Genomic DNA, 23,186 nt, shown 5'->3' with positions numbered 1-23,186 from the left:
CGTACGGCTGATCTAATCGGAGACGTGAGCTTCGATGTTGTGATCACGGGTGGCCGCGTCGTGGACGGCACCGGAGCCCCCGCGTTCCGCGCCGACGTCGGTGTGCGCGGGGGCCGGGTCGAGGCGGTGGGCCGCCTCGGCCAGGCGGAGGCGGCGGGGCGGATCGACGCGGCGGGCAGGCTCGTGCTGCCGGGCCTGGTCGACTGCCACGCGCACGGCGACGCGGCCGTGTTCTACCCGCTCGTGCAGCAGGCCGCGCTGCGGCAGGGGGTCACGACGTTCGTGCTGGGGCAGGACGGGCTGTCGTTCGCCCCGGCGACCCCCCCGGCCCCCTTCGCGTACGCGAGCCGCTACTTCGCGGCGGTCAACGGTCCCCACCCGCACGTGGACGGGCCGGTGAGCGTCGCCGGTCTGCTCGCCGGATATGACGGCGCGACCCCGCTCAACACCGTCTATCTGCTGCCGCACGCGACGATCCGGTTCGACGCGATGGGCCCGGCGGAGCGCGCCGCGGACGCGGACGAGCTGCGCGCCATGCTCCGCGCGGTCGAGACGGGCCTGGCCGAAGGGGCGGCCGGGCTGTCGTCGGGCCTGGAGTACGCCCCCGGCCGCTACGCCGACGCCGCCGAGCTGGCGGCGCTGTGCGCGCCGCTGGGCGACCTGCCGTACGTGACCCACATGCGCGCGTACGGCGCGTCCGCGGCGGTGGGGATGACGGAGGTCGTGGAGATCGCCCGGCGGTCCGGCGCGGCCGTGCACGTCTCGCATCTCCACGGCCCGGCCTCCACCCTGCTGCCGCTGGTCGAGGACGCCCGGCGGCAGGACGTCGACCTGACCTTCGACACCTACCCCTACCTGCGGGCCAGCACGATCCTGGCGATGGTGACGCTGCCGCCGTGGGTGCCCGCCGCCGACCCCGACCGCGCCGTGGCCATGTTGTCCGCGGAACGCGACCGCCTCGCCCGGGAGTGGGCGGGACGCGACGACCTGTGGCCGCGCATCACGCTCTCGCACGCCCCCGGGTTCGAGTGGGCCGAGGGGATGACCCTGCCCGCCGCCGCGGCGGAGTTCGGCGCCGATCCCGCGGAGTTCTGCCGGATGCTGCTGGTGGAGACCCGGCTGCAGGCGGGTTGCGTGCAGGCCCGCCCCGACGAGGGCCCGGCGGGGGAGGAGTCGGTGCGCGCCGTCATGCGCGACCCCGGCCACACGGGCGGCTCCGACGGCATCTACGTGGGCGGCCATCCGCACCCGCGCGGCTTCGGGGCGTTCGCCCGCTATCTCGGCCGGCACGTACGCGAGCTCGGCGACCTCACCTGGGAACAGGCCGCCGTGCACCTGGCCTCGCACCCGGCGCGCCGCTTCCGGCTGCCCGACCGCGGTCTCGTACGGCGTGGCCAGGCCGCGGATCTGATCGTCGTCGACCCGGCGACGGTGGCCGACACCGCGACCTACGACCAGCCCCGCTCGCTCGCCGTGGGCGTGGACGACGTGCTCGTCGGCGGTGTGCCGGTGCTGCGCGGCGGCGAGCTCACCGGCGCCACCCCCGGCCGGGCGCTGCGCCCCGCCTGAACGAGCGGCCCGGACCTGCTCGGCCGGGACCCGGCGCAGCGTGACGGCGAAGTCGTCCACCGGCCCGCCACCGGGCGCGTCGATCAGCCGCTGCCGGTCGTCGGCGTGCCCAGGTCGGGGGATGATCACAGGTTCGTGCGTGCCTGTTCCACGTGCCGCGCGATGCCCAGGGCTCCGCTCGTCTCCGCCAGGACGGCCGCCTCGTCGAGCAGCCGCAGGGCGTCGTCACGGCGGCCCTCCGCGGCGGCGATGTAGGCCAGCCCGACCAGGTTGGCGGCGACCCCCGGATGGAAGCCGAGCTCCCGGCGCAGCCGGACCGACTCCTCCAGCCGTTCGCGCGCCGCCTCCAGCCGTCCCGCCTTGTGATCGGCGATGCCCAGGTGGCGCAGCGCGTAGGACATGGTCAGCTTGTCACCGGCCCCCGCCGCCAGCTCATGCGACCGCCGCAACGCGGGCCCGGCCGCCTCGTCGTCGTGCCGTACGACCTGGTGGAAGCAGCCGATCCAGAAGAGCGCCTCGCCCTCGCCGCGCGTGTCGCCGAGCCGCCGGAAGAGATCGGCCGCCCGCTCGAAGAGTTCGAGCTCGCGGGGGTCCTCCTCGTGGTGTTCGAGGAACCGCGCGTGGACGATCCGGCCGCGGGCCAGCGCGAGCCCGGCCTCGGCGGCGGCGATGTCCCGTCCCGGTCCCCGCGTGGTCAGGTCGGCCTCCACCGCGTCCAGCTCGCGGTCGGCCTCGGCGAGAGCCGAGGCGTCGCCGCCGAAGACCGCCTGTTCATAGAGGGCAAGGGCCCGCTCGAGTCGCACGTCGCCGCTCATGGCCACCCCATCCCGATCATGGTGTGAGGGCGCGAGTCTACCCCCGAGACGGTGGTCCAGTACGATCCACAAGGTGGTCTGAACCGGACAACAAGGGGGGCGGCGTGGGTTTCACGGACGGCCTCCCGACGCGGCCCGCGGAGCCGGGGCTCCCGGAGATCGTCGTCGACGCGCGCACCCGCGGTTTCCTGTGGCCGGGCGAGCCGATCGGCGGACGGGAGTTCGCCGCGGCCCGGCACTCCCTGTTCGACGGCGCGTTCACCTGGCCGGTGATGACGGCCCGGCGCTCGGCCCTCGACCACAACATCGCGACGCTGGCGCGCTTCGCCGACCATCACGGGCTGGCCTTCGCGCCGCACGCCAAGACCACGATGTCGCCGCAGCTCGTGCGGGCCCAGCTCGACGCCGGGGCGTGGGGGGTCACCACCGCCACGCCGGGCCAGGTGCTCGTCCACCGTTCCTTCGGCGTGCCGCGCGTGCTGCTGGCCAACGAGATCTTCGACCGCGGCGCGCTGCGCTGGCTGGCCGGCGAGATCGGGCGCTTCGACTTCCTCTGCTTCGCCGACTCGATCGAGGGCGTGCGCGTGCTCGACGAGATGGCCGGCGACGTCCCGTTCCGCGTGCTGGTCGAGCTGGGCCACCCGGGCGGCCGCACCGGCTGCCGCGACCACGACGAGCTGCTGGCGGTGGCCCGCGCGGTGCGGGAGGCCCGGGGGACCGAGCTGGCCGGGGTGGCCGGATATGAGGGGACCCACGACGAGGCCGCCGGGGTGCGCGGGTTCCTGCGCGAGCTGGCCCTCGCGGCACGGACGCTCGCGCCGCAGGTGGCAGGGCCCATCGTGGTCTCCGCCGGGGGCAGCTCGTGGTTCGACCTGGTGGCCGAGGAGCTCGCGCCGCTGACCAAGGAGCCGGGCGCGACCGTGGTGCTGCGCAGCGGCGCCTACATCGCCCACGACGACGGCTACTACCGGGAGCACACGCCCTACAACCGGCTGGAGGGCGAGCTGCGGCCCGCGCTGGAGGTCTGGGCCCAGGTGCTGTCCGTGCCCGAGCCGGGTCTCGTGCTGGTCGGCATGGGCAAGCGGGACGTCCCCCACGACATCCACCTGCCGTTCCCCCGGGCCGTACGGCGGGGTGGCCGGGGTCCGGCCGAGCCGTTGACCGGGGTGACGGTCGTCAAGGTGCAGGACCAGCACGCCTATCTCGACGGCGACGCCGGGCTGCGCCCGGGAGACCTGGTGTCGTTCGGGCTGTCGCACCCGTGCACTGCCTTCGACAAATGGCGGGTCATCCCCGTGGTGGACGACGACGACGTCGTGATTGATTTGATCAACACGTGTTTCTGATGGAGCGGTGACAATGGCTGGCAAGCAGGAGATCCGTACGACGGCAGGGGCCGCGCCGGTCGGCGCGTACTCCCAGGGTCTCGTGGTGGGCGACTTCCTCTACACCTCCGGCATGGGGCCGCTCGACCCCGCGACCGGCGAGGTCGTGGGCGAGGACGTGGCCGCCCAGACCCACCGCACCATGCGCAACCTCGGGGCGGTGCTGGAGGCCCACGGCCTGACGTTCGACGACGTGGTGAAGGCGACGGTCCACCTGCAGAACCTCAAGGAGGACTTCGCCGCGTTCAACGAGGTCTACCAGTCCTACTTCACCCGGCCCTACCCGGTGCGCACCACGGTGGGCTCCGATCTCATGGACATCCTCGTCGAGATCGACTTCGTGGCGTACGCGGGCCGCTGACGATGGACAGCGCCCTGTACGTCTTCGTCGAGGACCTGCCCGCCGAGGGCGCGCGGGGGCTGCTCGACCGGGCCTCGGCGTACGGCGTGCGAGGCATCGCGGTGGCCGCGGCCTATCACCAGGCCAGGGACGTGACCCCGCACGGCGCGTCGCGCCTGACGCTGCGCCGCGACGGCGTCCACTTCCCGCCACCGGAGGACCTGTTCGACGGGCTGCGCCTGGCCCCGCCCGTGCAGCCCGGGGCGCAGGACCGGCCGCTCGACGAGCTGCGCCGCGCCTGCGAGGACCGGGGGATGCGGCTGCACGGCTGGACCGTGTTCCTGAACAACGCCACCCTCGGCCTGGCCCACCCCGACATCACGGTGGAGAACTGCTTCGGCGACCACGGCTCCCCGGCCGACCTGTGCCCCTCGCACCCCGACGTCCGGGCGTACGCGGTGGCGCTGGCCCGCGCCGTCGCCCGGCAGGGCGTGGACACGGTCGTCGCGGAGTCGCTGCACTTCGGGCCGTTCGCCTACGAGCGGTGCTTCGTGGCGCTCGGCCCGATGGACGCCTTCCTGTTCGGCCTGTGCTTCTGCGCCCACTGCATGCGCCGGGCCGCCGACCTCGGGGTGAACGCCGAGGTCGCCAGGCAGGAGTGCGCCAGGATCGTCGGGGGCGTGCTGGACGGCGATCCTCCCGCGGAGGGCGAGGTCACGCGGGCCGCGCTGACGGCGTACGCGGGCCCGGAGGCGGTGGCGTACGCACGGGCCCGCTCCGAGAGCGTCACCTCGCTGGTGGGCGAGGTCGCGGCGGCGGTGACGGCCGAGGGCGCGCGGCTGACGTTCCTGGACGGCACGGGCGCGGTCAAGGGCTACGCCCACGGGCTGCCCTCCGCCGGCCTGGCCGCGCACGACTCCTGGCAGCTCGGGATCGACCTGGTGGCGCTCGGCGACCTGGTCCCGTCGTTCGCGGTGCTCGGCTATGCCAGGGACCCGGCCCGGGTGGCCGACGACGTGGCGGCATACCGGCGCTCGGTCGGCAAGAACCCCGAGCTGCGGGTCGTGCTGCGCCCCGGCGCCCCGGACACCGACTCCGCCGACCGGCTCGCCGCCAAGGTGCGCGCGGCCCGTACGGCGGGGGCCGGGGCCGCCGACTTCTACGCCTACGGCCTGGCGCCCTTCGAGGCGCTCGGCCGCATCACCGAGGCGCTCGCCTGAACGCTCCGCACCGGCCCCGTCAGGTGCTCAAGGCGCTCGGCCGTCGAAGGCTCACCGGCGCGACAGGGTCGTGCAGGCGGCGGGCGGGCAGGTGACGTCCATGCGGGGTGGCATCGGTCAACCGGCCGTCATGCACGACGACCCGGCCCCCGACCATCACCGTCTCCGGGCGTCCCGTCACCCGCATGCCCTCGTAGGGGGTGTAGTCGGTGGCCATGTGCAGGTCGCCGGAAGTGATCGTCCACTCTGTCGTGGGGTCCCAGATGGCGATGTCGGCGTCGGCGCCCGGCAGCAGGGTGCCCTTGCGGGGATAGAGGCCGTTGGCGCGGGCGGGGTTGGCGGCGGTCAGTTCCACGAAACGCGTCGCGGGCAGGCCCATGCCGGCGACGTACGCGGAGAACACGACGGGCAGACGCGTCTCCACACCCGGCAGGCCGTTCGGCATCACCCGTACGTCGCCGCTGCGCGACCGCTTCTGCGCCGTGTCGTAACAGCAGTGGTCGCTGCCGATCGTGGTGATCTCTCCGGTGAACAGGTGCCGCCCGAGACGGCTCACGGCGTCGCGGGGCCGGAGCGGCGGGCAGCAGACGAACCGCTCCGGATGCTCCCCCTCGTACATCGTCTCGTCGAGCACGAGGTGGTGCGCCACCGACTCGGTGTAGGCGCGCAGGCCGCGCCGCCGCGCCGCCGCGACCAGCTCGACCGCCTCGGCGGTGGACTGGTGCACGAAGTAGACGGGAGCGCGCTGCGACTCGGCGATGGCGAGGATCTCGGCCACCGACGCCGTCTCGGCCAGTTCGGGGCGCGTGCCGGCCATGTCGGCGGCGCCGATTCGCCCATCGGCCGCGCAGTGGGCCTGGGTGTCCTCGATGATGTGGTTGGCCTCACAGTGGATCACCACCATGCCGCCGAGGTCGCGCAGGGTGGCCATGGTGCGCAGAATCGTGTCCGCGTCGGCCATGGTCTCGTTGCGGTACGTCGTGAACATCTTCACCGTGACGACGCCGTCGGCGACGAGCGCGCCGAGCTGGTCGGGGATGGTGTCGTCCCACTCGGTCACGCACGCGTGCAGGGCGCTGTCGCACAGGCCCTGCTCCGCCTTGGCGCGCTGCGCGTAGGCGGCGTCCGCGGGAGCCTGACCCGGGCGGGGGATCGCGAAGTCCACGATGGTGGTCGTGCCGCCGAAGACGGCCGCGGTCGTGCACTGCAGGTAGTCGTCGAGCGAGGTGAAGTCGCCGGAGGTGAAACCGACGTGGCAGTGGGGGTCGACGCCTCCCGGCATGACCAGACGCCCGGTCGCGTCGATCTCTTCCGGGGTGCCTGGTGCGGGGGCCCCGGGCTCGGCCAGCGCGAGCACCCGGCCCTCCGCCACGAACACGTCGGCCGGGCCGGACCATCCGGCCTCCACCACCGTCCCCCCGCGCACGACCAGGTCGACGGGCGCGTGCCCGCCGTCCGCGCCTGCTCCGGAACGTCCCGGGAACATCGAGGTCACCGTCTCATCTCCCTGATCATCTCGCCGTCGTCCTCGCGGCTCCGGCCTGGTCACGCGGTGCGGCCGGTGAGGTAGGCCCGCCAGCCGCCGGCGTCGCTGATGTCGATGACGCCGGGGGCGCCGAGCGCCTCGGCACGCATGCGCATCGACAGCGTGCCGCTGCCGTCGTCCAGTTCGATCACGCCGAGCTCCAGCTCCGGCGGCTCACCGGGGAGCAGGCGGTCGCGCAGGATCTCGTAGCTGACCTCGTACAGCTCGCCGGGGACGCTGCGTCCACCGGACGCCACCGGGTGCAGGCCCGGGAACTCGTCGCGGACGGAGTAGAAGCGGTAGCGGGGCGCGGTGGACGCGGGGCCCAGGAACACGGCCTCGCTCAGCGCGGGGCTGAGGCTGCCCCCCGACATCGCCTGGCCGTTCACGAACATGCGCAGCGGTTCCACTGCCTGTTCTCCCTTCTGCGGATGCGGGACGTAAGCCTTCGGAGGGGTCACGGCGCCGCCCGGTTCCCCCGGGCCCGGGCGCGTTCGGCGACGGGGTCCGGGATGGGGACGGCGTCCAGGAGCGCGCGGGTGTAGGGGTGGCGGGGTGAGCCGAAGATCTCACTCCGCGTGCCGATCTCGACCAGCGCGCCGTGCTCCATCACGGCCACCCGGTCGCACAGGTAGTGCACGACCGCCAGGTCGTGCGCGATGAACAGGATCGACAGGCCCAGACGCTCCCTGAGATCGCGGAACAGGTTGAGCACCTGGGCCTGCACGGAGACGTCCAGCGACGAGACGGGTTCGTCGCAGATCAGGAGCCGGGGGCCGACCGCGATCGCGCGCGCGATGGCGATGCGCTGCCGTTGCCCTCCGGAGAACGAGCGGGGGTGGCGGTCCAGATGCGCGGCCGACATGCCGACGGTCTCCAGCAGTTCGACGACGCGGTCGCGCCGCCGCCGCCGGTCCCGCTCCAGCCCGTGCACGAGGAGGGGCTCCCCGACGAGTGCCTCGACGGTCATGCGGGGGTTCAGCGACGAGTACGGGTCCTGGAACACCATCTGCATGTCCCGGCGCAGGTCGCGAAGCTCCCGCCGCCCCGCCCCCGGCACGTCGCGACCGGCGAGCAGCACCCGCCCGGAGTCGGGCCGCACCAGCCGGGCGACGCACCGCGCCGTGGTGGACTTGCCGGAACCGGACTCGCCGACGAGTCCCAGCACCTCGCCCGGAGCCAGGTCGAACGAGACCTCGTCGACGACGCGCCGCCCGCCGAAGCTCTTGACCAGCTTCTCGACCACGAGCAGCGGCGCGGCGGAGCCGTTCGGGTCGTGTGGCGAACGCGTCATCGTCCGTCCTCCCTCCGGTGTGCGCCGTCGGCCGGAGCGCCGGAGGCGTCGACGACGGCGAGGGGGCGCGCCGGGTCGTCGCCGATGCGGGGCACGGCGGCGAGCAGGGCGCGGGTGTAGGGGTGGCGAGGGCGGGCGTAGATGTCGTCGACGGGTCCCGTCTCGACCGCCTCCCCGTGGCGCATCACCACGACCCGGTCGGCGAACCCGGCCACGATGCCCAGATCGTGGGTGATCAGCAGCACCGACATGCCGCGCTCGTCGGCCAGCTCCCTGAGCAGTGCCAGCACCTGTGCCTGGACGCGCACGTCGAGCGCCGTGGTGGGCTCGTCGGCGATGAGCAACTCGGGTTCGGCGATGACGGCGATGGCGATCACCACACGCTGCCGCATGCCTCCGGAGAACTCGTGCGGGTAGTCGTCGAAGCGGCGCTCCGCGTCCCGCACGCCGAGCCGCGACAGCAGGTCGACGCCGCGCCGCCGGGCGACCCGCTTGGACACGCCCCGGATGACCAGCGGCTGGATGATCTGCCAGCCGATGGTCATGACCGGATTGAGCGCGGCCAGCGGATCCTGGAAGACGAGGCCGACCCGGGCGCCGCGCACCTGGCGCATCCGGCGAGGCGGCAGGGTGAGCAGGTCGGTGCCGTCCAGTTCGATCCGTCCGGAGAGCCGCGCGTCCGCGTCGAGCCGCAGGACGGACCGGGCGGTGACCGACTTGCCCGATCCTGACTCGCCCACGAGGGCGACCTTCTCCCGCCGCGCCACGTCGAGGTCGACCCCGTGCACCACTTCGACCGGCCCGTCAGGGGCGGGGAAGCTCACCCGCAGGTCGCGTATGGCCAGCAACGGAGTGTCCAGGGCGGCCTTGGCGTGCTTCATCGGGCCTTCCCTTCACGGATCGTCGGGTCGTTGCGCACGCGGAGCCAGTCGCCGACCAGGTTGAACGCGATCGCGGTGATCATGATCGCGAGACCGGGGAAGACGACGGCCCACCAGCCGTTGGTCAGGTTGTTGGCGGCGGCCGCGATCATCGCGCCCCACTCGGCGGACGGCACCTGCGCGCCCACGCCGACGAAGGACAGGCCGGAGATGACCAGCATCACCGCGGCGACGTCCAGCGTCGTCTGCACGTACAGGGTGTCGAGCGCGTTCGGCAGGATGTGGCGGAACACCAGGCGGGCCCGGGTGACCCCGATCATGCGGGCGGCGTCCACATATTCGGCGTCTCGCACCTCCCGCACCAGCGTGCGGACAAGGCGTGCGTAGCCCGGCCACCACGTCGCGGCCAGGGCGATCACCGCCGAGTCGAGTCCCTGGCCCAGCGCGGCGGCCAGGCCGAGCGCCAGGATGATCGCGGGCAGGGACAGGCCGATGTCGCAGATGCGCATGAGCACCTCGTCGACTACCCGGCCCCCGAGCGCGGCGACCGTGCCCACCAGAGTCCCGATCAACGTCGCGGCGATGATCACCACTACGGTGGCGAGCAGCGTCACCCGGGCGCCGTACAGCACGCGGCTCAGGATGTCGCGGCCGTTGGCGTCGGTGCCGAACCAGTGCTCCGCGGAGGGAGCCCGGAGCGCGCTGCCGAGATCGACGGCGTAGGGGTCGTGCGGCGCCAGCAGCGGCCCGACGACGGCGATCACCACCATCAGCGCCGCGACGGCGATCGCCACACGCTCCAGCACCGGTGAGCGCGGTGCGCGGCGCGCGGCGCGGGTCCACCGTCCTCCGGAGAGGCGGGCGGCGACGCCCGCGGGCGCTTCGCTGTATGCCATGTTCTGCCCGTTCTGCCCGCTCATGGGGTGCCTCCCACAGTCGCGACGGGCTCGGCGCCGGCGACGGGGCCCGGGCCGGCGGGCGCGGATCCCCCGCCGGTCTGCCGGAGCCGCGGGTTGAGCCAGAGCTGGACGAGATCGACCGCGATGTTCGCCGCCACGAACACCACGCCGATCACCAGGACGGTGCCGATCACCGCGTACAGGTCGTTCTGCAGCACGGCGTTGACCGCGTACGCCCCGACGCCGGTGCGCCCGAAGATCGACTCGACCAGCACCGTGGAGCCCAGCATCCAGCCGAGCTGCATGCCGAGGATGGTGCTGGCCGGCACCAGCGCGTTGCGCAGCCCGTGCCGCACCACGACCCGGAACTCCGACGCGCCGGTGGCCCGGGCCAGCGTGATGTAGTCGGAGTCGAGCGCCCCGATCATCGAGGAGCGCACCGTGCGCGCGACCACGGCGATGAACGACGCGGCCAGTGTCACCGCGGGCAGCACCAGATGGGCCACCGCGTCGCCGAACGCCGGGAGATCGCCGCCGAGCAGGGCGTCGACCGTGGTCATCCCGGTGATCTCGGAGACCTCCCGGCCGAAGGCGAGCTGGCCGGTCAGGGGCAGCAGCCGCAGCCGTGCCGACAGCACGAGCTGGAGCATGAGGCCCAGCCAGAAGACCGGCACGGCGGCGCCCAGCATGGCGACGACGCGGGCCGCGAGATCGGCCGCCCGGCCGCGCCGGTAGGCGGCGTAGACGCCCAGCGGCACGGCCACGACGATGTTGATCGACATGGCGGCGAGCACCAGCTCCACCGACGACGGCAGGACCGCTGCGATGTCGTCGGTCACGGGACGCTGTGTGAACACCGAGGTGCCCAGGTCGCCGTGCAGCAGCCGGCCGATGTATCCGAGGAACTGGTCCCACAGCGGCCGGTCCAGCCCGAGCCGGACCCGGACCGCGGCCACCTGCTCGACGGTGGCGTTGCGCCCGGCCGCGGCGCGGGCGGGGTCGCCCGGCAGGACCTGCGTCATCAGGAACGTGACGACGGCCAGCCCGGCCAGCACCACGACGCTGGTGACGAGTCGTCTCAGCAGGAAACGGGCCACGTGGGCACCTCCCCTCTACGGTGATCCGCCGGCTCCGCCGGGTCAGCCGACCTTGATGCGGTAGACGTCCACGGTCTGGTGGTGCGAGGGGTCGTACCGGAAGCCGGTGACGCCCTTGCGGTAGACCGCGACGGTCTGCGGATTGGACAGGTTGATCGACGCGTAGTCGTCGGCGATGATGTGCTGCGCCTGCTTGTACAGCTCGCAGCGCTGACCCTCGTCGGTGAGCCGCTGCGCCTTCTCCACCAGTTCGTCGACCTTCGGGTTGTCGTAGCCCCCGTTGTTCTGACCCTTGTTGATGAACCTGGAGTCGAACATCAGGTACAGCACCGAGTCGGGGTCGGGGTACGGCGGGAAGGCGTAGATCATGCCGAGATCCGGCGTGGTCTTGTTGCTCTTCAGCATGTCCACGTACTGCGGGTAGGAGACCGCCTCGAGCTTCAGGTTCACGCCGATCTTGGAAAGCTCCGACTGCAGCAGCGTCGCCGCCTGCTCCATCTCCGCGGTGGCCTTGAGATAGGTCATGGTGAGCGACACGTTGCTCAGCCCCGCCCCGGCCAGGATGCTCCTGGCCTTGTCCAGGTCGTGACCGGGCTGGGTGACGGTGGAGTCGAAGCAGCTCATCGCGCTGGGCAGCACGCCGACGGCCTTCTTGCCCGCGCCCTTGAGGATGGCGGACACATGCTGGTCGTAGTCATAGGCGTAGGAGAGGGCCTCGCGCAGCGCCTTGTTCGCCACCGGCGAGTCCTTCATCTTGAAGAACACGTAGAGCTGCACGTTGGTGTCGGCCTTGTCGACCGTGAAGTTCGGGTCGCTCTCCATCGACGCCCAGTCGTTGGGGTCGATGTCCATCGCGATGTCGATGTCACCGCTGGTCAGGGCGCTCTTCTGCGTGGCCGCCTGGGCGAGGTAGCGGAACACCAGGTCCTTGGCCTGGGTGGTGAAGCCGCCCCAGTAGGCGTCGTGGCGGGTGAACCTGGCCTCCTGGTTGGGGCTGTAGGAGACCAGCTTGTACGGCCCCGATCCGGCGTCGTTGTTCGCCAGCCACTGCTGGCCGTCGTCGGAGCCGGCGTTGGCCTGGACCAGCGTGGAGTTGAGCAGGTAGACGCGGGTGAGTGCGGCCATGAACGGCGCGTACGCCTGCTTCAGCTTGATCGTCAGGTGGGTGTCGTCGGTGACGGTCGTGCTGTCGTAAGCCGTCACCAGCGACGCCACGCCGATGCCGAGCTTCTTGGCGCGGTCCAGGGTGAACTGCACGTCGGCGCTGGTCAGCTTGCTTCCGTCATGGAAGGTGATGTCGTCGCGCAGCGTCACGTCGATGGCGGTGCCGTCGCCGGAGACCTTCCACTCCTTGGCGGCGACCCCGGTGAGCCGGTTGTCGTCGTCGTACTTCACCAGGGTGTCGTAGGCGGGCCGGACGACCTCGTCGACGGTCGAGTTGTCGGCCTGGACCGGGTCGAAGGTGGCGGGCGGCTCGTTCTCGGCGATGACCAGCGTCTGCGCGCGGGCGGACGGAGCGCCGGAGGCGCCCGGCCCGCCGTCGGCGCCGCCGCCGCACGCCGCGAGGGCGAGCGCCCCCGCCAGTGCGACGGAGATCAGCCGCAGCGGACGAGCCGGGTTTCGAAACGGGCGGGCCTTCGGCCCGGAAACGGGGGGATGGGTGAGGTTCACGGGTCTTCTACCCTTCTTTCGTACGCCTGGAGACCTCGGTGGCGCGGGCGGTCCGGGCCGGGGTCGGCCGCCAGTCGCCCGGCCCGTTGACGATCACGCCGTACAGCCGTTCGGCGCTCTCGGCGGTGACGTAGCCGTCCAGCACATCGGCGACCACCGCCGCCGGGTCGCGGTCGAGCGGGTTGCCGTAGCCGCCCCCGCCGGCCGTGCGGTTGATGAAGCGGTCGCCCGCTTTCATGGCCGCGCGATACATGCCGACTCGCTTGGCCCGGTCGGTGCCCGGCCATAGCACCATCTCGCTCGGCTCGGGCTCGTGGCCGCCGTCCAGCGCCCACGGCCGGGTCTTGCTCTTCTTCTTCATCGACAGGACCTCGCCGTCGGCGAGGTAGCGGACCTGCCGCAGCACGCCCACGCCGCCCCGGAACTTCCCGGCGCCGCCGGAGTCGGGGATGAGCTCCAGCCGCTCGTGGAAGATCGTCGACTTGTGCTCGAGCACCTCGATCGGGGTGTTGCGCACCACGCTCTGGGACGGGTGCTGCTGGGCGTTGGCTCCGTCGTGGTCCCGGGTGGCGCCCCAGCCGATGCCCTCGTTGTTGCTGATCACGAAGTCGCGGCCGGTGCGCGGGTCGTGGCCGAGAGCCATGAACCCGGGCTCGTCACCGCCCGACGACGCCGGAATGGAGGCGATCACCCCGGCAAGCGCCTTGTGCAGCATCTCGAAGGCGACGATCGCGCTCCACTGGGTGAACGTCGCCGACGGGTAGACGGCGTGGAAGAAATTGCCCGGATCGGCTCTGACCTCAAGGTTGCGGAAGTGGCCGGCGTTGGTCGGCTCGTGCGGGCTGGTCAGCTCCTTCAATGTGGCCTTCGCCAGGCTCTCCGTGGAGCCGATCGGAAGGTTGACCGGCCCCAGAACCGCGCCGTCCGACCCGTTGAAGTCGACGATCATGCGGTCGCCGTCGATGGTGACCTTGACCTCCATGCGGATCAGGTCGTCGGTGATGCTGTCGTCGTCGCAGTACTCCACGGCGGTCCAGGTGCCGTCGGGCAGCGCGGCCACGCCCTTGCGGGACACTCGCTCGCCGTGCTCGATGATCTGCCGTACGGCCTGGTCGACGGTGTCCCCGCCGAACTTCTCCCACACCTGCGCGAGCCGGATCTCGCCCGTGCGCAGCGCCGCGAGCTGCGCGTGGAAGTCGCCGATGGTCAGGTCGGGCAGGCGAGAGTTGAACCGGACCAGCTCCAGGATGTCGTGCACGGGCTCGCCCCGGCTCACGATCTTCGTACCGGGGAAGATCAGGCCTTCCTGGTGCATGTCCGTGGAGTCGAGGACGTATCCCGGAGCCTTGGCGCCCAGGTCCATCCAGTGCGCCCGCACCGCGAGGTACGCCGCCGGGCCGTCCTTCCCGTCACGGAAGACCGGGGCGAACAGCATCGCGTCGTAGGAGTGCGCGCCGCTCCAGTAGGGGTAGTTGAGCAGGTAGACGTCGCCGGACGCCATGTTCTCCCGGCCGACGTACTCCACGCCCTTGCGGATCGCGTAGTCGTTCGCGCCGAGGAAGTGCGTGATCCCGGCGGCCTCCGCCATCAGTTCGAGCTCGCCGTTGTAGAGCGAGATGCCGAAGTCCAGCACCTCGTAGATGACCGGGTTGAAGGCCGCGCGGACCAGGGTGCGGCGCATCTGCTCGCCCACCGACACCAGGTAGTTGCGGATCACTTCGACCGTCGCGCCGTCCAGGCGTCCGGTGGTCGTCATCGGTCTTCCTCCTCGGGCGCGGGGGTGGCGGCGGTCACGATGAGCTGGCCGTACGGGTCCACGGCGAGGCGCTGGTCGCCGAAGATCACGGTGGTGGAGGTGCCCTCCTCGACGATGGCCGGGCCGTTCAGGGCGTGCCCGGGGCCGAGCGTCGCCCTGTCGTACACGGGGAAGGCGACGACCTCGCCGCTGGCCACGTCGAAGGCGGGGCGCTCGCCGGACGGGTCCGGCGTCGGCGTCTGCGCGGCCGGCAGCTCCGGCAGGCTCGGTTTGGCGAGCCGGCCCACCGCGCGCAGCCGCAGGGTGAGGATCTGCCCGGTGTCCGGCATGGCGTGGCCGTAGCGGGCCCGGTGCTGCTCGTTGAACCGGGCGAGCACGGTGGCCGCCGTGTCGCCGGGGAGCAGGTCGATGGGGAGCGTGTGCTCCTGGCCGTTGTAGCGGACGTCGAGCCGCCGCACCAGCAGCCGGTCCTCCGGCTTGACGCCCTGTGCGGACAGCACCTCGTCGCCCTGGGTCTCCAGCTCCGCGAACGCCGGCTCCAGCTCGCCCAGTGTCTCGTCCGTCAGCGGCCGCAGCACGGTGGTGGCGAACTCGTACTCCAGATCCGACATGAGCATTCCGAAGGCCGAGAACGCCGCCGGCACCTGTGGCACGATCACCTCGGCGATGCCCATCTCCCGGGCCAGCATCGGGCCGATCAGCGGCCCGGCGCCGCCGAAGGCGAGCAGCGCGAACTCGCGCGGGTCCAGCGCGCGCTCGACGGTGATCTCGCGGAGCGCGCCCACCGTGCGCGCCAGCAGCACCCGGAAGACGCTGGCCGCCGCCTCGGTCACGGTCACGCCGAGCGGCGCGGCCAGCTTCGTGGCGATCGCGTCGCGCGCGGCGTCGGCGTCGATCCGCATGTCCCCGCCGAGGAACGCCTCCGGGGCCAGGTAGCCGAGGGTCAGCGCGGCGTCGGTGAGGGTCGGCTCGGTGCCGCCCGCGCCGTACGCCACGGGGCCCGGCACCGCGCCCGCGCTGTGGGGGCCCACCTTGAGCAGGCCCTCGTCGATCCAGGCGATGGACCCACCGCCCGCGCCCACCGTGCGGATGTCGAAGATGGGGATGAGCAGCGGGAACCCGTCGATGGACGCCTCGTGGACCTCGCCCGGCGTGCCGTTCTCGATCACGCAGCAGTCGACGCTCGTGCCGCCCACGTCGAACGAGATGAGTTTCCTGCCGTTCAGCTCGCGGGACAGATAGGACGCGCCGACGACGCCCCCGGCCGGGCCGGACAGCACCGTCATGAGCGGCGCCCGGCGGGCCAGCTCCGCGGTCATCGCGCCGCCGCCCGACCGCATGATGTGCAGCGGACGGGTCAGCCCGGCCGCCTCGAGCCGCGTCTCCAGAGTGCCGATGTAGTCGCTGAGCACCGGACGGATGTAGGCGTCCAGGGTGACCGTGCTGGTCCGTTCGTACTCGCGGTACTCGCGGGTGATGTCGGTGGACACCGACACCGACACGTCCGGATACGCCTCCCGGAGGATCCGGGCGGTTCGCCGCTCGTGCTCGGGGTTGGCGTAGGAGTGCAGGTAGCACACGGCGATCGACCGCAGGCCCTGCTCCTCGACCAGGATCCGGCCCGCCTCGCGCACCGCGTCCTCGTCCAGGTCCTCGACGACCTGGCCCTGCGCGTCGATCCTGCCGGGGACGCCGAGACGGCGGCGACGCGGGACGAGCGGCGGCGGCGGAGCGTAGGAGAAGTCGTACATGGAATGCCCGGGCACGTTGGCGCGGGCGATCTCCAGCAGGTCGCGGAAGCCCTCGTTGGTGATGATCCCGACATCCGCGCCGCGGCGCTGCAGGATCGCGTTCAGACCCAGCGTGGTGCCGTGCACGAACGCCTCGACCTCGGTGAGCGCCGCGCCGGGGGCGTCGTCGCCGGCGGGCATCAGGCCGCCCACGGCGTCGAGCACGCCCCGGGCCGGGGCGTCGGGGGTAGTGGGGGCCTTGTGCAGCCGTAGCGTGCCGTTCGCCTCGTCGAAGGCGAGCGCGTCGACGAACGTGCCGCCGATGTCCACGGCGAGCCGAACACGGCCGGCGGGGGAACTCATGCCTGACTCCTTCTGTCCAGGGGAACGTGGCTGGGGCGCCGGTCGCGACGCCGGGGGTTCATGAGGCGCCGCCGGTCGTGCCGTCGTCTGGGCCGGCCGCCGGCAGGTCGTCGCGGACGACGCGTCCGGCCTGCATGACCAGCGGGATCCGGCGCAGCGCGGAGACATCGGCCAGCGGGTCGGCCTCCGTGACGATGAGGTCGGCGACGTGGCCCTCCTCGACCGCTCCCACCTCGCCCGCCAGGCCGACCAGGCGGGCCGCGTCGAGGGTCCCCGACCGCACGGCCTGGGCCGGGGACAGCCCGGCCTCGGCCAGGAACTCCATCTCCCGTACGGCCACCACCGTGTCCTCGATGGGCTCGCCCGGCGGGTAGTCGGTCCCGGCCAGGAAGGTGATCCCCGGAGCCTCCGGGTCCGCCGGATCGGCCACGCCCGCCGCGATCGCCCGGCGGATGCTGGCGAGGTGGCCGGGCCCGGTCTCCATCGCCTTCTCGATCTGCCAGGGGGTGAACTCGTGCTCGGCCATCCAGTCGGGGCAGCGGGTGACGCACAGCGTCGGCGTCAGGAACACCCGCCGCGCCGCCATCTCCTTGGCCGTTGCGTCGTCGAGGTCGTAGGCGTGCTCATAGCTGCGCACTCCGGCCGCCATCGCCTCCCTGATGGCGGCCCCGGCCCCCGCGTGCGCGACCACGTACGTGCCGTGCTCGTCGGCGGCCCGCACCACGGCGCGCATCTCCTCCACCGTCATCTGCGCGCCCGCGAACGATTCGCCCTGATGGGCGATGCCGCCGGTAATGAAGATCTTGATGTGGTCGGCTCCGGCGTCCAGTTCCTCCCGCGCGGCCCGGAGGAAGGCGTCGTGCCCGTCGGCGTAAGAACAACCGCCGCCCTTGCCGTGACCACCCGTGGTGGAGATCGCCCGGCCCGCACCGACGATACGCGGCGCGTCCACCCAGCCCTCCCGGGCCGCCGTACGGACCAGCAGGTCGGCCCGCGACTGCTCGTGCACGCAGCGGATGGTGGTGACACCCGCCCACAGCGCGTCCTGGGCGCGGGACAGCGCCCGGAGGGCGGTCAGCCCGGGGTTTTCGGCCTCGTCGTTGGCCGAGAAGGGATAGACGACCGACAGATGGGTGTGCACGGAGATCAGGCCCGGCATCAGATAGCGGCCGTTCAGCGCGATCTCCGTGGCGCCGGGCGGCGGCGCCTCGGCGGTGATCCGCTCGATCCGGCCCTCGGTGACCGCCACGTTCGTGTCGCGCCGCACCCGGCCGTTCCGCACGTCCACGACGTGCCCGCCGGTCAGCCACACGGTGCCGGAAGCGGGCCGCCCCTTGGTCTGGCCGGCCGTCGCCGCGACCAGGTTTCTCCTCGGAAGCGTTGTCAGCACTGGGTGTTCCTCTCTTCCTGGTGGTCGGCCTGGTGGTCGGCCTGGTGGTCGGCGTGGTCCATGAGACGGCCGGGACCGAGGTCGGCGATGTCCACAGGTGGTGGCTTGCTCTCCGCGAGACAACGGAGCGTCTCCCCCCACAGGGGGGCGAAGGTGAAGGCATAGGTCCCGCCGGCGACGAGAAAACCGGGCAGCCCGGGAACTTCGCCGATCAGCGGCATCTCGTCGGGTGTGGCCGCGAGCGGCCCGGCCCACATGCGGAGCAACCGCAGGTCCGCGAGGAACGGCAGCACCCGCGCGGCGAGCCGGACGTTGCCGTGCAGGCTGGCCAGGCTCGGCAGGCTCCGGCCCTCCAGGTCGAGAGTCCGGGCGGGCCAGCCGCCGCCGATGAGCAGGTTACCCGCCGCCACCTGTTTGACCGACAGGCCCTCACCGATGTGTTGCACCAGGTGAGGCAGGATGGGCGGCAGCCGCACCGTGGAGTGCATCTGGATCGCGACCGGCGACATCCGCAGCGCGGCCCCGGCCATGGCGGCCACCCGGCCCAGCCAGGGCCCGGCGGTGTCGACGACCACCGGGGTGTCCACGACAAGCCCGCCGTCCCGCCCCGCGGTGACCCGCCAGCCCTCGCGGTGGCGGTCGATGCGCCGGACGGGGGAGTACGGATGCGTCCGCGCGCCGCTCCGCGCGGCGGAGGAGAGGTAGGCCGGGGTCACCTTCAGCGGGTTGGCGTAGCCGTCGAGAGCGCACCAGGTGGCGGCGATCACGGTGGGGCCGAGCTGGGGGAGCGCTGCCCTCGCGGCGTCGCCGTCGAGGACCTCGGTCGGGATGCCCGCGCCGGTCTCCCACGCGTGCTTCTCGACCAGTTCGGCGTGCTGCCCGGGGGTCTCGGCCACGGTGAAGCCACCGCTGCGGCGCAACTCGACCGAGGCGCCCAGCTCCTCCTCCAGCGTTTCCCATCGCTCGCTCGCGGCTCGCTGCAGCGGCAGGAAGCGCGCGTTGTCGAGCGGCACCTCCTGCCCGGGCCGCTGTGAGTGCACGGCCTGGATGTGCAGGTTGCCGGCCGTGGTCCCGGACCCCTCGCGCCCGGGGGCGCCGCGTTCGAGGATCACGACCCGGTGCCCGGCCCGGGCCAGGTGATGAGCCGCGGCGGCGCCGAGCACGCCGGCTCCCACGATCACCGCGTCCGCGGTCAGCACGCCGCTCATGGCCGTTCCTCCTGGGGGGTGGCGGGCCCGAGGGCGTCCGGAGAGGCCCCCGGGGTCGTCTTTGGGGTCGTCTCCGGGGTCGTCTCCGTGGCGAGCAACGCCCTGAGCGGGATCGGCCGGATCGGCGTGCGCGCCGGGAAGACGTTCGCATCGGTGGTCCGGCCGGCGACGGAGCGCACCAGCGCGGCCACGGCCACGCCGCACTCCCGGCCCTGGCACGGGCCCATGCCCGCGCGGGTGCGCGCCTTGACCGCGTTCACATCCACAGGGGCGGGGACTTCGGCCTCCCCGGCCACGGCCCGGATCTCACGCGCGGTCACGGCCTCGCAGCGGCAGATCATCGTGTCGCCGGGGAGCGGGGGGACCAGGGAGGACGTCAGCCGGGCCGGGCTCGGGAAGAGCCGCCCGGTGAGCTCGGTGAAGCGGGCCAGGCCGCGTAGCGCGGCGCCCGCCCGGAGCAGGTCGCGCCGCGCCGGGGGACGGCCCTCCCGGATGAGGATGTCGAAGGCCGCGAGCAGGCCGCGGGCGCGGGCGGTGGGCGCGCCGCCGATGCCGGCGGCCTCTCCGATCACGTAGACGCCGGGTCGCGAGGTTCGCCCGCGCGGGTCCGTGACCGGCGTGGCGTCGCCGGTCACGGCGTCGGTGCGCACGTCGCACCCGAGCATGCGGGCCAGATCGGTCTGGGGACGGAAGCCGTACCCGACGCAGAGCGCGTCGACGAGGAAGGTGCGTGCCGCCGCCGGGTCGCCGACGGCGGCGACCGTGACCGAGGAGACCCTGTCGGTCCCCTCGGCGCGGACCACGGAGTGGCCCTGCCAGATCGGCACCCGGGCGCGGGCCAGTCGCGTGACGTACCCGGCCAGCTCGCGCAGGCGTGCCGGGTGACGCAGCGCGCCGAGCGCCGCGGGCCGGGGCCGGTACGGCGTGCCGGCCTCGGCGACGCCGACGACGGTCACCCCGAGATCGACGAGGGAGCAGGCGACCGGAAGCAGGAACGGGCCCGATCCCGCCACAAGGACCCGCTCACCGATCGGCGTGTGCTCGCTCGCGGCGAGGTGCTGCGCGAAACCGGGGGTGGCGACCCCGGGAAGCTGCCAGCCGGGGAAGGGCAGGACCCGCTCGTAGGCGCCGGTCGCGATGATCAGGTAACGCCCGCGCAGCCGGACGGGACGTCCTTCCCCGTCCACCGCGAGAAGGGTGCGCCCGTCGTCGTCCACGCCCCAGACGGTGTGCCTCGTCCGGCACTCGGCCCCTGCCGCGCGCACCCGTTCGACGAGCGCGCCGCCTTCGGGCCGGTGGTCTCCCCACCGCTCGGCGACCGCGGGCGCGGGCCTGCGGTAGTACTGCCCGCCGAGCTCGGGCTGCTCGTCGACGAGGGTCACGGTGAGCCCGGCCGCCGCGAGCCGCTCGGCCGCGCTGAGCCCGGCCGGCCCGCCGCCCACGATCAGGACGTCCCTGGTCACCGTCTCGGGGGCGCCGGATGGCTCGTTCCAATGATCAGCGGTCACCGTCGTCGCCTCCGCCGGTGCCGACCCGCATACCGGGACGCACCCGGGTCAGGCAGGCACGCACTCCCGCCCGGTCGTCGATCGTCACCTCGCACTCCAGGCACACCCCCATCCCGCAGAAGGGCCCGCGGGGCTCCCCGCTGACGGGGTTGCGGCGCAGCGTCCAACGGCCGTCGCCGACGAGGGCGGCCGCGACGCTGACGCCGTCCACGACGGTGAGCGGACGCCCGTCCACCGTGATCGTCGCGGTCCGCGGAGGTGTGCCCGTCCCGGTCCGTGTCATCGCCGCGCCTCCGTTCCGTCCTCCGCCTCCAGGGCGCTCACCAGCCCGGACTCCCGCAGCACGGCGCCGATGGCGCTGATCACGTCGTCGTCGGCGATCTCCAGGAGCGGCGGCCGTACGTGCCCGCCGGGCTGGCCGAGGATCGCCATGGCCGCCTTGAGCTGGGAGATCGGCGAGGCGTAGACGCCGCTGTAGTCGGGGTTGATCAGCCGCGAGGAGAGCGCCGCGTACCGGTCGGCCCAGACGCGCGCGGTCTCGCGGTCGCCCTTGCGCACGGCCTCGTAGAAGGGGACGGCGAACGGTGCGCCGATGCCCCCGCCGTCGATGTTGCCGTCGCCGCCGATCTCCATCAGCACGGCGAGGCCGCGCCGGTGCAGGAAGCTGCCGAAGACGCGGACGCGGTCGGCGACGGCCTCGACCGTCCCCAGCATCCGCAGCCAGTCGCCGGTGCTGTCCTTGATGGCCACCACCCGATCGAGATCGGCGAGGCGCTCCGCCAGCCCGGGGTGCGCCGAGATGTCGACGGCGACTCCGCGCGGCCAGTTGTAGACCATGAACGGCAGCTCCGTCGCCGTGCTGACCTCGGCGTAGAAGGCGTGGATCTCGGCCGCTCCGAGGTGCGCGTACGGCGGCGGCGTGGCGAGCACGCCGTCGGCCCCGGCGGCTTCGGCGTGCCGTGCGAGCTCGGCGGCCTCGGCGGCGGTGTAGGCGGTGACCCCGACGACCACGGGGATCCGGCCGGACAGCTCGGACGCCGCGATCTCGGCGACACGCCTGCGCTCCGCGGGGCTCTGGCTGAACCACTCGCCGGTGCTCCCGTTGACCAGCACGCCGTGCACGCCCTGACGGACGTAGAGCCGCAGCAGCGCGCGCAGCGCGTCCTCGTCCAGCTCACCGGAGGAGGTGAAGGGAGTGGGAGCGGCCGGCCAGTAACCGTGCCAGTCGACGTCGTCGCGATCCATGAAACGTCCCCGGTGTGTCCACTCGTGACCCCTGCTGTGGGATCGGTTGCACTACGTTCCATCAAGACTACGGTTTTGGTCAAGACCCGAAATGAGGTTTTAACCCAGAAGGTTTTCTCGGGAAACGTGCGATCGGCGGCGTTCCGGTTTGGCACAATGGTCATCGCATGGGATCGATCCCAGGAACGGAGCACTCTATTGATCACCTTGAAGGACGTCGCGGCCGAGGCCGGGGTGTCCAGGAGCACGGCTTCGCGTGCCTTGAGCGGCAGTCCGCTGATCTCGCCGCAGACGCGGACCGCCGTGGTCGAGGCGGCGCGCAGGCTGGGTTACGAGCCCAACCGGATCGCCAGCGCCCTGCGGTCGAAGCAGTCGCACCTCATCGGCATCGTCCTCAACAACCTGATCAACGCTTCGTTCCACACGATCGTCGAGGTGGTGCAGCGCCGGGCGGCCACGGAGGGTTACCAGGTGATGCTGTGCATCACCGACAGCGACGCCGGGCGCGAGGAGTCGTTCCTGCGCGTGCTCGCCTCCCACGGCGTCGACGGACTCATCGTGATCGGCACGGGCAAGAACGCCGCCACGTCCAACACCCTGCTGTCGAACGGGGTGGGGGTGGTGAACGTCATCCGCGCGGCCGCCGACAGCGCGGCCCCGTCAGTGCTCGCCTCCGATAGGGAGGGCGCGTACGAGGCCACGCGCCACCTGCTCGACCTCGGCCACGAACGCATCGGCTTCATCGGCGGCGTGCTCACGACCAACTCCGGACGGGAACGGTTCGCCGGCTATGAGCAGGCGCTTGTCGAGCGGGGGATCGCGGTCGACGAGGGGCTCGTCGAGCGAGGCCCGTTCGACCCGGGCTTCGGCACCGAGGCGGTCGTCCGGTTGCTGGATCGCGAGCCTCGGATGACGGCGCTGTTCGCGGCGAACCACGAGGCGGTGTTCGGCGTCCTCCCGGCGCTGGTCAACGCCGGGGTTCGCCTTCCCGACGACCTGTCGCTGATCTGTCACGAGGACATGCCCTGGCTGCGCTGCTGGCAGCCGGCGATCACGGTGGTCGACAACGGCGCCCGGGAGCTCGGTGAGCTCGCCATGGACCTGTTGCTGCAGCAGATCGAGCGCGGCGACGGCCCGGCGTCGGATTCCGCGAACGGACGCGCGGGCCGCACCTACCGCGTCGGGGCCCAGCTCGTCAGGCGGGAGTCGTGCGCCCCCGTCGTCTCGTGAGCTCAGGCGTCTCGTGGGCTCAGGCGTCTCGTGGGCTCAGGCGTCTCGTGGGCTCAGGCG

The 23,186-nt window shown here is 72.7% G+C and carries 20 protein-coding genes; 5 read left to right on the top strand and 15 right to left on the bottom strand.

Translation table 11 applies throughout. The features are described from left to right. The first annotated feature begins 24 nt into the window (after window positions 1-24). Window positions 25-1,569 (top strand): amidohydrolase family protein, encoded by a 1,545-nt coding sequence (locus tag FLV34_RS29740; protein WP_147944668.1) that lies wholly within the window; start codon window positions 25-27, stop codon window positions 1,567-1,569. A 125-nt stretch (window positions 1,570-1,694) separates the two neighbouring features. Here the strand turns inward: FLV34_RS29740 and FLV34_RS29735 are convergent, their stop codons facing one another. Further along, window positions 1,695-2,384 (bottom strand): tetratricopeptide repeat protein, encoded by a 690-nt coding sequence (locus tag FLV34_RS29735; protein WP_147944667.1) that lies wholly within the window; start codon window positions 2,382-2,384, stop codon window positions 1,695-1,697. Between the two features lie 104 nt (window positions 2,385-2,488). Between FLV34_RS29735 and FLV34_RS29730 the strand changes: the two genes are divergently transcribed. The 3 genes from FLV34_RS29730 to FLV34_RS29720 are packed head-to-tail and all read left to right on the top strand — an operon-like array spanning window position 2,489 to window position 5,329. Further along, window positions 2,489-3,730 (top strand): alanine racemase, encoded by a 1,242-nt coding sequence (locus tag FLV34_RS29730; RefSeq protein WP_147944666.1) that lies wholly within the window; start codon window positions 2,489-2,491, stop codon window positions 3,728-3,730. Between the two features lie 13 nt (window positions 3,731-3,743). Next, complete coding sequence (locus FLV34_RS29725) at window positions 3,744-4,130, top strand: Rid family detoxifying hydrolase (protein ID WP_142649274.1); 387 nt, start codon at window positions 3,744-3,746, stop codon at window positions 4,128-4,130. A gap of 2 nt (window positions 4,131-4,132) precedes the next feature. After that, complete coding sequence (locus FLV34_RS29720; RefSeq protein ID WP_142649275.1) at window positions 4,133-5,329, top strand: hypothetical protein; 1,197 nt, start codon at window positions 4,133-4,135, stop codon at window positions 5,327-5,329. A gap of 19 nt (window positions 5,330-5,348) precedes the next feature. Here the strand turns inward: FLV34_RS29720 and hydA are convergent, their stop codons facing one another. The 14 genes from hydA to FLV34_RS29650 are packed head-to-tail and all read right to left on the bottom strand — an operon-like array spanning window position 5,349 to window position 21,896. Next, window positions 5,349-6,815: a dihydropyrimidinase gene (hydA, locus tag FLV34_RS29715; RefSeq protein WP_147944682.1), complete on the bottom strand. Its 1,467-nt coding sequence runs from the start codon at window positions 6,813-6,815 to the stop codon at window positions 5,349-5,351. 59 nt (window positions 6,816-6,874) lie between these two features. Beyond that, window positions 6,875-7,264 (bottom strand): gamma-glutamylcyclotransferase, encoded by a 390-nt coding sequence (locus FLV34_RS29710; RefSeq protein ID WP_147944665.1) that lies wholly within the window; start codon window positions 7,262-7,264, stop codon window positions 6,875-6,877. A gap of 47 nt (window positions 7,265-7,311) precedes the next feature. Further along, window positions 7,312-8,148, bottom strand: coding sequence for an ATP-binding cassette domain-containing protein (locus FLV34_RS29705; protein WP_142649277.1), 837 nt, complete (start codon window positions 8,146-8,148; stop codon window positions 7,312-7,314). After that, a complete protein-coding gene (locus FLV34_RS29700) occupies window positions 8,145-9,029 on the bottom strand; it encodes an ABC transporter ATP-binding protein (RefSeq protein ID WP_142649278.1) in 885 nt (294 codons plus the stop codon). The genes FLV34_RS29705 and FLV34_RS29700 overlap by 4 nt, the downstream gene beginning before the upstream one ends. Next, window positions 9,026-9,949 carry an ABC transporter permease gene (locus FLV34_RS29695; protein WP_222709668.1) on the bottom strand — a complete coding sequence of 308 codons (924 nt, stop codon included), beginning with the start codon at window positions 9,947-9,949 and terminating at the stop codon, window positions 9,026-9,028. The genes FLV34_RS29700 and FLV34_RS29695 overlap by 4 nt, the downstream gene beginning before the upstream one ends. Next, the gene (locus tag FLV34_RS29690) at window positions 9,946-11,025 is read right to left on the bottom strand and encodes an ABC transporter permease (RefSeq protein WP_142649279.1); all 1,080 of its coding nucleotides are present in this window, start codon (window positions 11,023-11,025) and stop codon (window positions 9,946-9,948) included. The genes FLV34_RS29695 and FLV34_RS29690 overlap by 4 nt, the downstream gene beginning before the upstream one ends. Window positions 11,026-11,067: 42 nt before the next feature. Then, window positions 11,068-12,696 carry an ABC transporter substrate-binding protein gene (locus FLV34_RS29685; protein WP_147944664.1) on the bottom strand — a complete coding sequence of 543 codons (1,629 nt, stop codon included), beginning with the start codon at window positions 12,694-12,696 and terminating at the stop codon, window positions 11,068-11,070. Window positions 12,697-12,703: 7 nt separating this feature from the next. Beyond that, window positions 12,704-14,452 (bottom strand): hydantoinase B/oxoprolinase family protein, encoded by a 1,749-nt coding sequence (locus FLV34_RS29680; protein WP_142649281.1) that lies wholly within the window; start codon window positions 14,450-14,452, stop codon window positions 12,704-12,706. After that, window positions 14,449-16,545: a hydantoinase/oxoprolinase family protein gene (locus FLV34_RS29675; RefSeq protein WP_142649282.1), complete on the bottom strand. Its 2,097-nt coding sequence runs from the start codon at window positions 16,543-16,545 to the stop codon at window positions 14,449-14,451. The genes FLV34_RS29680 and FLV34_RS29675 overlap by 4 nt, the downstream gene beginning before the upstream one ends. Before the next feature lie 58 nt (window positions 16,546-16,603). Beyond that, entirely contained in the window at window positions 16,604-17,935 is a 1,332-nt protein-coding gene (locus tag FLV34_RS29670) for an amidohydrolase family protein (protein ID WP_142649283.1), read from the bottom strand. Continuing rightward, window positions 17,929-19,143, bottom strand: a complete 1,215-nt coding sequence (locus FLV34_RS29665; RefSeq protein WP_147944663.1) for an FAD-binding oxidoreductase — start codon at window positions 19,141-19,143, stop codon at window positions 17,929-17,931. Before FLV34_RS29665 ends, FLV34_RS29670 begins: the two co-directional genes overlap by 7 nt. Beyond that, window positions 19,140-20,651 (bottom strand): FAD-dependent oxidoreductase, encoded by a 1,512-nt coding sequence (locus FLV34_RS29660; protein WP_142649285.1) that lies wholly within the window; start codon window positions 20,649-20,651, stop codon window positions 19,140-19,142. The genes FLV34_RS29665 and FLV34_RS29660 overlap by 4 nt, the downstream gene beginning before the upstream one ends. After that, window positions 20,641-20,934, bottom strand: coding sequence for a (2Fe-2S)-binding protein (locus tag FLV34_RS29655; RefSeq protein ID WP_147944662.1), 294 nt, complete (start codon window positions 20,932-20,934; stop codon window positions 20,641-20,643). The genes FLV34_RS29660 and FLV34_RS29655 overlap by 11 nt, the downstream gene beginning before the upstream one ends. Then, complete coding sequence (locus FLV34_RS29650) at window positions 20,931-21,896, bottom strand: dihydrodipicolinate synthase family protein (protein ID WP_142649287.1); 966 nt, start codon at window positions 21,894-21,896, stop codon at window positions 20,931-20,933. Before FLV34_RS29650 ends, FLV34_RS29655 begins: the two co-directional genes overlap by 4 nt. Before the next feature lie 198 nt (window positions 21,897-22,094). Here FLV34_RS29650 and FLV34_RS29645 point away from each other — a divergent pair, with 198 nt between their 5' ends. Continuing rightward, the gene (locus FLV34_RS29645) at window positions 22,095-23,126 is read left to right on the top strand and encodes a LacI family DNA-binding transcriptional regulator (RefSeq protein ID WP_222709667.1); all 1,032 of its coding nucleotides are present in this window, start codon (window positions 22,095-22,097) and stop codon (window positions 23,124-23,126) included. The last annotated feature ends 60 nt before the right edge of the window (window positions 23,127-23,186 follow it).

Origin of the sequence: Microbispora sp. CSR-4, from assembly GCF_008033685.1 — a bacterium.
Taxonomy (GTDB): domain Bacteria; phylum Actinomycetota; class Actinomycetes; order Streptosporangiales; family Streptosporangiaceae; genus Microbispora.
This window is presented reverse-complemented; position numbering and strand designations above follow the sequence as displayed.

Coding starts and splice junctions, on each gene's coding strand:
- FLV34_RS29735 (WP_147944667.1), bottom strand. CDS start 2,384: ATGAGCGGCGACGTGCGACTCGAGCGGGCCCTTGCCCTCTATGAACAG.
- FLV34_RS29705 (WP_142649277.1), bottom strand. CDS start 8,148: ATGACGCGTTCGCCACACGACCCGAACGGCTCCGCCGCGCCGCTGCTC.
- FLV34_RS29655 (WP_147944662.1), bottom strand. CDS start 20,934: ATGACACGGACCGGGACGGGCACACCTCCGCGGACCGCGACGATCACG.
- FLV34_RS29680 (WP_142649281.1), bottom strand. CDS start 14,452: ATGACGACCACCGGACGCCTGGACGGCGCGACGGTCGAAGTGATCCGC.
- FLV34_RS29675 (WP_142649282.1), bottom strand. CDS start 16,545: ATGAGTTCCCCCGCCGGCCGTGTTCGGCTCGCCGTGGACATCGGCGGC.
- FLV34_RS29725 (WP_142649274.1), top strand. CDS start 3,744: ATGGCTGGCAAGCAGGAGATCCGTACGACGGCAGGGGCCGCGCCGGTC.
- FLV34_RS29720 (WP_142649275.1), top strand. CDS start 4,133: ATGGACAGCGCCCTGTACGTCTTCGTCGAGGACCTGCCCGCCGAGGGC.
- FLV34_RS29700 (WP_142649278.1), bottom strand. CDS start 9,029: ATGAAGCACGCCAAGGCCGCCCTGGACACTCCGTTGCTGGCCATACGC.
- hydA (WP_147944682.1), bottom strand. CDS start 6,815: ATGTTCCCGGGACGTTCCGGAGCAGGCGCGGACGGCGGGCACGCGCCC.
- FLV34_RS29695 (WP_222709668.1), bottom strand. CDS start 9,949: ATGAGCGGGCAGAACGGGCAGAACATGGCATACAGCGAAGCGCCCGCG.
- FLV34_RS29665 (WP_147944663.1), bottom strand. CDS start 19,143: ATGAGCGGCGTGCTGACCGCGGACGCGGTGATCGTGGGAGCCGGCGTG.
- FLV34_RS29650 (WP_142649287.1), bottom strand. CDS start 21,896: ATGGATCGCGACGACGTCGACTGGCACGGTTACTGGCCGGCCGCTCCC.